Raw genomic sequence first — 8885 nt, 5'->3', positions numbered from 1 at the left:
AATATCCATTAGGGGGGATGGTGCCTCTGGCAACGGTTCACTTGCGAATTGATCGGCAGGCTCGGCCATGGTTGCAGATTGCAGAGCCGTGAAGGGATTCGTTCTTGCCTCTTCTGCCTTGGCTTGCAGGGACCACGGACGAATTTCTCGAACTTTTGAGGCTAATTCCACCGCATCGGCCCTCAGATGGACGGCTTCCACCTCTGCTCCTGGTGTTTCCGAGATCCCCAAGGACGACCGTGCCTTGAGAGCCGCCTTGAATTGCAGCGTATATTGCTGTTGACGATGCAGCCGCAGGCATAGATCTCTACAGGTATTTTCAGCCTCTACAAGTCGCTGAGATTGAGCCTGGAACTGATCCTGAAGTTGGGTATGAGCTTTGGTTAAAGCGGAATGTTCTTGTTCAGTCTTCGTAAGCTGTGCCTGCAAGTCTTGGATGCGCGCCCGGTGCGACTGATTGGCTTGATAGGCCGCACTCATCTGCTGGCGAAGCTTCATCACCTTCAGTTTGACCTGGTTTAGCTCTGTGCGCAGAGAAATCGCATCGGCATCCGGTGATTCGGCCTGAATTTTGAGGTTTTCCTGGCTTTTTGCCAACTCCACTTCCAGCTCGTTAATACGGGCGAGTAAGTTGCTGTTGCACTGATTCAAGGCTTGAATGAGTACCACTAAATCTTCGGGGTGAGGGGTGGCTTCTCCCGTCAGAGAGCCCAGATTCATCGCCGCGTGGGCAACGTCCATCGCGGCCGTGAGGTCCGCCTTTGTACCCATGAGCCTCTCCACAGGCGACGGATCGGACAAGAGGTTCTGAATGGCCTCTTCACGTTCATACAAGGATTGACGCTCGATCGCATCCGCATTGGCGGAATGGGGCACTCCCTGAGTCGGCTGGGATGAATTCGAGGGGAGGGACGATTCACTCATAGCTACAGTGCTCTAAAACGGGTACGGCAGGTGAGATAGAACTGTTCGATGGAACTGTTCGGATGTTGATGAACGCCTGAATACGGTTGAGTTCGGAAATGGAAGGTTGCCCATGGCGGGCGATCGCCTACGAGATAATTAATTTTTAAATTACCTGTGATTTTAATCCCTAAACTCTACCTATGCACAATTGAACATCCACGTGACACTAAACTTAGTACCACATATTTCTAGATGCAAACGCGATCGTTACGGTTTTTAGTCTAAAAAATCAACATTTGATCACGGATGATACCTGTTTTGAGATCACATTTGGAGGGATAGAATTTGCCGTATACCAATGGAGCTGGACTGTTTGGAATTTGGTATAGTTCGTGTCAATCTGACCCTGGGACCTAGCCGTTCAACACGCCATGCAACAGATCACGATGAAGCAAGGCGCGATCGGTCAAGGCCGCAATCTGAGTCGCTGAGAGTCCGTCCCCGTTGGCGTAGTGGTCTAACCAGGCATGACAGAGCTGCGTGGCATCCGTCGGCAACTGGTCTAGTTCCCAGCCCCGTAAATTGAGATCCTGCATCAACTGACTCACCTTGGGGTCATAGCTAATCGCCACACACCGACACTCTGCCGCCGCTGCCATGATCAGTCCGTGAAACCGCATGGCGATCGCCATCTCGACGCCTTGAAACACGCCACGCAACTGACGCGGATCGCGCACGGTGAGAATTTTGCTCGTGTCTGGCATCTGTTCATGAAGGGTTTGGGCGATCGCCAAATCCTGGGAGGGCTGAAACGGGATCAAGAGCATAAACGCTCCGGTGGCCTTTTGGAAATTAACCAAGGCTGTGCCCATGGTGTGTAGGCGTTCGGGGGGCAATAACGGATGGGGACGCAGGGCGATCGCCACCCGTGGCGCAGGCAAATCCCAAAATCCAGGCAGGGGCTTCGGTTCCAATGCCCACACCGGATCAGGAGCCATCACAAACGGCAACCCCCAATCCGTCAGAGTTTGCGCCGATCCGCCATCCCGAACGCTGATCGCACTACAGCCGGAAAACGCTTGCTTTGCCATCCAACGCGTAGAGGGACGGTTCAATGGCCCAATTCCTTGTGCCCAGGCAATGGTCTTTAAACCTAGGCGTTGTGCCAGTCCCATCAACCCGACGTAATACACCGGACTCAGGGCACTCGTCGCATCTTGGATCAGGCTGCCGCCCCCCCAGATAAACACATCGGCATGACGTAAGGCTTGGAGGACGGTAAAGGCAGATTGGCGATCGCACGCCTCAACCCCATAATCCTGCTGCGTCTGGGTCGGATCGCCGGACAACACCACAGGCGTCACCTCCGACGGCAGCATTTGCAAGAGCGATGCCAATAACGCCTCATCGCCGCCATTTCCCTTGCCGTAATACCCGCACAACACTGCACGCATGAGCCACTCATTTCTCGAAACTGCCATACACCTTACAATATCCAAGGGCACACGCTGAAGTGATTGCACCCCGTATCTAACATTGCTCCCCCTATCCACTGGTTTGCTATGCACGCGTTATCAATTCCAACCTGGGTCATCCACATCTCCAGCGTGATTGAATGGGTCGCCGCCATTTGGCTGATTTGGCTGTATGCCGACGTGAAAAAAAATCCGGCATGGCGTTGGCTAGCCGTCGCTATGTTGCCCCTTTTGATCAGCGCCATGTCCGCCTGCACCTGGCATTACTTCGACAACGCCGCAAACCTAGAATGGTTAGTGACCCTGCAAGCTGCCACGACGGTTGTAGGCAATACAACGCTGTGCCTAGCCGCCTGGTGGATCTGGCACACCTCCCCCAAAGCCGATCACTCCCCTTAAACCCCACTCCATCACTCCATCCCCCTATTACCCTATGCTTTCCTCCCCTCTCCTCGCCCACACCTTTTCTGTATCTAAGGAAACCTTATTTGCATTGTCCCTGTTTCCCTATCTTGGATTTTTATGGTTCCTGACGCGATCGCGCCAAACTCCTCGTCTTGCGCTGATGGGCTTTTTCGGTACGCTGGTATTTGTTGCCATCACGATCCCCGCCGGAATTTACGCGCAGGTTACCTACGGAGATGTGCTTGCGAATGTAGACTGGTTACACGGTGGAGCAGAATTATTTCTCACCCTGTCAAACGTGTTGGTGGTGTTGGGATTTCGACAAGCGCTCAAGGAGCGTTCAGGCACTGCGTCCAGCGAAACCATCATTTCCCCCTCTCCGACATCGTCATCGGAGCTTTCGAACGAATAACCAACGTCTTAAATTTAAGCAAGCTATAGATGCAATGCTGGAATCGCTGATGGTGCCATGCATCGTCCATACTCAAGCTTAGGATCGAGGTTGATGATTTGACTCCCATTCTGTGAGTATTTCACGATAGGGATAGTGGACTTTGGGGCCTGAATTATTAACTTTAACCGTTAAAGTGAAGCAGATTCGGCGTGTAAGTTTGCATTTACAGTGTAATAGTCGTACGTTTTCCGTCTTTCATCAGGTGTACTGTCTTCTACGCGATCGCCCTCGACTTGCGACACGCCCAACAGGGGTACTCTATATAAAGAAGTTCTGAATAAGGATGTTCTGAAACAGCCAACGGCCTATGCTACTGTCACTTGGGCGTTTCAGAGTCCTCTCGGTAATAAGCTCAAGTGCTTAGATTTGAGAGCCTAGCGGACAGTTCCATTAGCTGCTGACTTTCAACTCGGCTTTGCAGGGCGATCGCTGGCGTTTCTGATTTGTTGCTTAGCTTCCGCACTACCATGCTTTGCTGCTTAAACCCAACCTGTACAAAGCCTCAAAATTTAGATGATGCACGGGTGTGTATCAGTTGCGGTGCGCCCCTAATAGCATCTCTACGCGGACGATATCGCCCCACAATGTTGCTCGGACAGGGAGGATTTGGACGAACGTACCTGGCAACCGATGAGGATCGGTTGGGTAGTAAGTGTGTGATTAAGCAGTTCTCGCCCCAGGTGCAGGGCACAAAATCCCTCCAGAAAGCGGTGCAGCTTTTTAATCAAGAAGCCGTGCGGCTGCATGAACTGGGCGAACATCCCCAAATTCCGACCCTGCTGGCCTACTTTGAGCAAGACACCTATCTCTACTTGGTGCAGCAATTTATTGAAGGACTGAGTCTAGCCCAGCAGGTTCGCCGCCAAGGGCCATTTAGCGAACAGCAGATACGAAACGTGCTGAACGATATCTTGCCCGTGCTTCAGTTCATTCATACCCACCAGGTAATTCATCGTGATATTACGCCATCCAACATTCTGCGGCGGCAGATCGATCAACGCTTGATGCTGATTGATTTTGGCGTGGCTAAGCAAATTACCCAAAATAGTGGAGCCTTGACCGGAACGCGCATCGGCACCGAGGGCTATGCACCGTTAGAGCAGTTTCGCAGCGGTAAAGCTTATCCAGCGAGTGACTTGTACAGTCTGGGGGCAACTTGCCTGCACGTGATGACGGGAACGCGACCGGACAACCTCTACGATCCCCTCCAAGGGCGCTGGATTTGGCGAGACTATCTGAATCGGCAGGGGAGACCTGTGAGCGATCGCCTCGCAATGGTTCTTGATAAGTTGCTGCGCGATTTGGTGAATGAACGCTACCAATCGGCTCAGGATGTGCTGACGGATCTGAATGCGGATGTGGCGATCGCGACTCCGCTCCCCGTGACTCCAGCGGCAGCGGGATCATCCCGTACCTCGACTCCTGGGAGAGCATCCGTCTCTCCAGGGGTAACCCTCCCCCCCTCCTCGGCGTCCCCCCTATCCAATGCCGCCACCAATCTCGATCTACCGTCTGGTCTAACGCAGGCGAAAGCGGCGAAAACGTCTGGTATTCCGTCAGGGGTCAAACTGTCTAAGCAGGGCTGTATTTACACCTTAACTGGACATTCCTCTTGGATTACTTGTGTAGCCCTTAGCGCCGATAACCAAACGGTTGCTACCAGCAGTCTCGACAACATGATCAAAACCTGGAATTTGGGCACGGGGGAACTGCTCACGACCCACTCTGGGCACACTCGCGCCATTAACGCGATCGCCATTAGTCCCAGTGGCCGAGTGCTGGTGAGCGGCAGTGACGACTATACGATTAAGCTCTGGAACGTCCAAACGGGGGAACTGCGGGGAACCCTGTCCGGCCATACGCGGGATGTGAATGCGATCGCCATCAGTCCCGATGGACGAATCTTGGCAAGTGGCGGCGAGGATCGCACGATTCGGCTGTGGATGTTGGCAACGGGGGCACTATTGCGAACGCTGATGGGTGTGGCTGGCATGGTAAAGGCGATCGCCATTAGCCCTGATGGACGGGTGCTAGTGAGCGGTGGCCTGGACAACAAGATTAAGGTCTGGAGTTTGCAAACGGGAGAACAGCTTACGGCCTGGAATGCCCACAATCATTCGGTGAACTGCGTTGCCGTCAGTCCTGACAACACCACGTTGGTGAGTGCCAGCAAGGATCGAAAGGTGAAACTTTGGAATCTCAAAACCGGAGAGTTGATCCGCACCTTCGTTGGGCATAGCCGCGATGTGAACACCGTATGCTTTGTGCCCAAGCGTCCGTTGATTGTCAGCGGCAGCGCAGATGCCACGATTCAGTTTTGGGATATCAACACGGGCGAATCGGTGATCACCCTGCGCGAACATAGCGATTCGGTCAATTCGATTGCGGTCACTAGCCATGGCAAGATTTTGGTCAGCGGCAGCTCGGACAAGTCTCTCAAGATTTGGAAAGTTCCCCGCTTCTAGCCCTGAGCAGTAGATCGTTGGCCTACTCAGACCCAGCAGAATCTTGATACCGCTCTAGGGCAATTTGAATCAGGCGATCGACCAGGTCAGGAAAGGAAACTCCCGTTGCGCCCCAGAGTTGGGGATACATGCTAGTGGCGGTAAACCCAGGCATGGTGTTGATTTCGTTGATCAAGATTTCACCCGTTTCTTCCACATAGAAAAAGTCAACCCGTCCCAACCCAGAGGCATCTAGCGCTTTGAACGCCGCGATCGCCGTCTCTTGAATCCGCTGGGCGATCGCCGCTGGCAGTTTCGCCGGGATGTGGAGATCGGCCAGGCCGGCAGTATATTTAGTTTCGTAGTCGTAAAAGTCGCTTTGGTAGGTGATTTCGCCAATAACCGAAGCTTTGGGATTGTCGCTGCCCAACACCGCACACTCGACCTCTCTGGCCTTCACTCCGGCTTCGACAATGAGGCGGCGATCGTAGCTGGCGGCACTATCCAACGCCGCTTCTAGTTCGGAACGCGATCGCACCTTGGCAATCCCCACAGACGATCCCAGGTTGGCAGGTTTGACAAAGCAGGGATAGCCCAGTTCGGCCTCAATGCGATCGCACAGTTTCGGGAATACGCAAGGATTCGACCAGACCTCCGCCCGCGTTACAGCGAGATACTTCACCTGCGCCAGTCCTGCCTGGGCAAAGGCTTCCTTCATGGCAATCTTGTCCATGGCGATCGCCGAAGCCAACACATCACAGCCCACAAAGGGAACCTGCATTAACCGAAACAGACCTTGAATCGTGCCGTCTTCCCCGTTGGGGCCGTGTAAGATGGGAAACCATACGTCAATATCGGCAACGTGGCTGGGAAATTGCCAAAGCTGGCGGCGATCGCTTGCTTCAATCGCCATTGGTTGACCAGAGTTCAGTACCTGTTGGGGCTCATCATCCGCACACCAAACGCCATCTTTGCGGATGTAAAACGGGATTACCTCATAGCGCTCAAGGTTAGGAGGGGTGGCTAAGGCTTGGGCGATCGCCCGCGCAGAGCTAATCGAAACTTCGTGTTCTCCTGACCGACCACCAAACACAAGCCCGATCCGCTGCTTAGCCATACGGCAATCCTCCCAACCTCACTGTCTTCGCCGTAGAGTAGCATACCCCAATCAACAGCGGGATGCTCGGCAGAATTTCTCTAGAGCGTTCCGGTTAGGTTCGTACCGTTCCATCGGGCATCGTAGCACCAGTCAGCGTTGCACCAAATAGGTTGGCACTACTCAATTCAGCGCGAACCAATCCCGCGTCGCACAGATCCGCATCGGTGAGATCCGTTCGAGCGAGGTAGGCATCGGTGAGATTTGCGCTCCTCAGAATAGCCTGCCGCAAACTCGCCCGACTCAGATCAGCCCGACTCAACTGGGCTTGAGCGAGATTGGCACGGGCAAGATGCGCCTTACAGAGTTTGACATCGGGCAGAATTGCGCCTGTCAGCCTTGCCCCTGCCAGGTCGGCATCGTTGAAGATGGCTCGCTCCATCTTGGCATGGGTTAGGTTGGCCTTCCGCAGGATCGCGCCCGTTCCGTCTACATCGGTCAAAAATGCTCCGCGTAGATTTGCGCCCGTTAGATCCGCTCCGCGCAAATCCGCTCCCCGCAGGGATGCTTCAGCCAGGTTTGCTTCTCGTAGATCCACTTTGGCTAAATTTGCACCTGCTAAGTTTGCGCCGCGTAAATCGGCTTTCCACAGAATTGCGCCACACAACTTTGACGCATACTGACGATTTTCCTCCCGCAGGTTGGCCCCGCGCAGGCAGGCTCCGGTCAAATTTGCACTGCTGAGATCGGCATTGCGCAAATCGGCATCGATGAGATTAGCATCAATCAAATCTGCGAGGGTTAGGTCGGCACTCCGCAGATCGGCAGCACATAACATTGCGCCATGCAAATCGGCATCCCGCAAGTTCGCCCGCACAAAAATCGCCTGACTGAGGTTTGCGCCGCTGAGATCGGCTCCTATTAAAGTGCTGTGGGTAAAATTCGCCCGATTCAAAAATGAAAATAGGAACTGAGCGCCTTGGAGATCAGTCTGGGTGAGGTTGATCCCGATCAGGTCTGTGTTGGAAAAGTTGGCCTGGTGCAAATCTTGCCCGTCAAAGTCGATATTTCCTTGAGCATACTGGGCGATAACGGTTTGAGCATTCATCGTTGATGCTCCTTGCCGATGCTGTAGTTGAGGGTTCCCGTGACTTCACCTTGGCTGAATTGCATATCGGTTGCTTCCCGCTGAGGGGACGTATTGAGGTCAGGCACGGTTTAAGCGGAGATGTCAACCGCTTGATCCTCAGGTATCCCCGTTTCGTACCAGGGCGTCACAGCGCGTAAAATGGCACTACAGGCTTGGAGGTAGTCTGGGGTCGGGGTTAGGCGGTTAGCAACATCAGTGAGATGAGGGCGTAGGTGGTCGATGTATTTGTAGGTTTGAAAGGTTTCCTGAAGCAGAGCGCTGAGGTCTGTTGTTTTCAGCAGGGTGTAGTCTTCGGATGACCATGTCATTTGCTGTCGAAGGGCGGCAAAGAGCAGCACCTTGGCGCGGAGTGGAGTGGTGTATTTCATCACTTCTAAACGCAGATCGTACAGGTCAACCATGCTGAGCTGTACGCGGGGCAGGCTTTTGGCGAGGGTTGCTAAGGTTAAGGACTGACTGGAGGAACAGGCTGAGGCGATCGCCCCTTCTGGTCTTGAAATCGCGGTTTCGATACTAGCATCGTGGGCAGGGGGCAACAATCCGGTGGCGTCTGGGGCGACAACATCTATTTCGGTCATCTCTGTTTCCGCCGCATCGTCTGCATCGTCGTAGAGGGGGGTAAACGCGATCGCAATGCGATGGGCGATCGCGTCGTAGGTTTGGGCACGATTGAGGGTCGCGACGATGCTGGCCAGGATGGCACTTAAGGTCGATTGAGTCGGCGCAACGTGGCGCATTTGGTGTACCAAACTCACCATATCTACCCCCTCTAGGATGGCAGGGTCGTTCTGCCAGGAATGGCCACACGCACAGTAGAGGAGTTTTTTAATCCGGAGGGCATCTGGATCCTGCTGTAACTGCTGAGCAACCTGGGGATAATCCAGCCAGGTTGTTTCATCGATAGGTTGTTGTTGCGCGTAGATTGACGCGAGATAGCCCAGAATGGTGTTGGCTG

Annotated in this window: 8 protein-coding genes; 3 read left to right on the top strand and 5 right to left on the bottom strand. The window is 53.8% G+C overall.

All coding sequences use genetic code 11. The annotated features are described in order from the left end of the window. Positions 1-924 (bottom strand): hypothetical protein (locus IGR76_02075; protein MBF2077321.1); only part of this gene is annotated, 924 nt, incomplete at its 3' end. A 395-nt stretch (positions 925-1319) separates the two neighbouring features. After that, positions 1320-2360, bottom strand: a complete 1041-nt coding sequence (gene csaB / locus IGR76_02070; protein MBF2077320.1) for a polysaccharide pyruvyl transferase CsaB — start codon at positions 2358-2360, stop codon at positions 1320-1322. 108 nt (positions 2361-2468) lie between these two features. On the opposite strand from csaB, the gene IGR76_02065 reads away from it, so the two are divergent. The 3 genes from IGR76_02065 to IGR76_02055 all read left to right on the top strand — a co-directional run bounded on the left by IGR76_02065 (position 2469) and on the right by IGR76_02055 (position 5705). Beyond that, the gene (locus IGR76_02065) at positions 2469-2780 is read left to right on the top strand and encodes a DUF2499 domain-containing protein (GenBank protein MBF2077319.1); all 312 of its coding nucleotides are present in this window, start codon (positions 2469-2471) and stop codon (positions 2778-2780) included. Between the two features lie 34 nt (positions 2781-2814). Further along, positions 2815-3198 carry a DUF3593 domain-containing protein gene (locus IGR76_02060; protein MBF2077318.1) on the top strand — a complete coding sequence of 128 codons (384 nt, stop codon included), beginning with the start codon at positions 2815-2817 and terminating at the stop codon, positions 3196-3198. A gap of 509 nt (positions 3199-3707) precedes the next feature. After that, complete coding sequence (locus tag IGR76_02055; protein MBF2077317.1) at positions 3708-5705, top strand: serine/threonine protein kinase; 1998 nt, start codon at positions 3708-3710, stop codon at positions 5703-5705. A gap of 22 nt (positions 5706-5727) precedes the next feature. On the opposite strand, the gene IGR76_02050 is transcribed toward IGR76_02055, so the two are convergent. The 3 genes from IGR76_02050 to IGR76_02040 form a co-directional block, all read right to left on the bottom strand. Further along, the gene (locus IGR76_02050; protein MBF2077316.1) at positions 5728-6801 is read right to left on the bottom strand and encodes a D-alanine--D-alanine ligase; all 1074 of its coding nucleotides are present in this window, start codon (positions 6799-6801) and stop codon (positions 5728-5730) included. Positions 6802-6895: 94 nt separating this feature from the next. Then, on the bottom strand, positions 6896-7888 hold the full coding sequence (locus IGR76_02045) for a pentapeptide repeat-containing protein (protein MBF2077315.1): 993 nt from the start codon (positions 7886-7888) through the stop codon (positions 6896-6898). Between the two features lie 110 nt (positions 7889-7998). Beyond that, positions 7999-8885: hypothetical protein (locus tag IGR76_02040; protein MBF2077314.1), on the bottom strand; the 887-nt coding region annotated here is incomplete at its 5' end.

The organism is Synechococcales cyanobacterium T60_A2020_003, from assembly GCA_015272205.1.
Classification (GTDB): domain Bacteria; phylum Cyanobacteriota; class Cyanobacteriia; order RECH01; family RECH01; genus JACYMB01.
The sequence above is the reverse complement of the archived record's forward strand: the minus strand, read 5'-3'. Positions and strand labels throughout refer to the sequence as shown.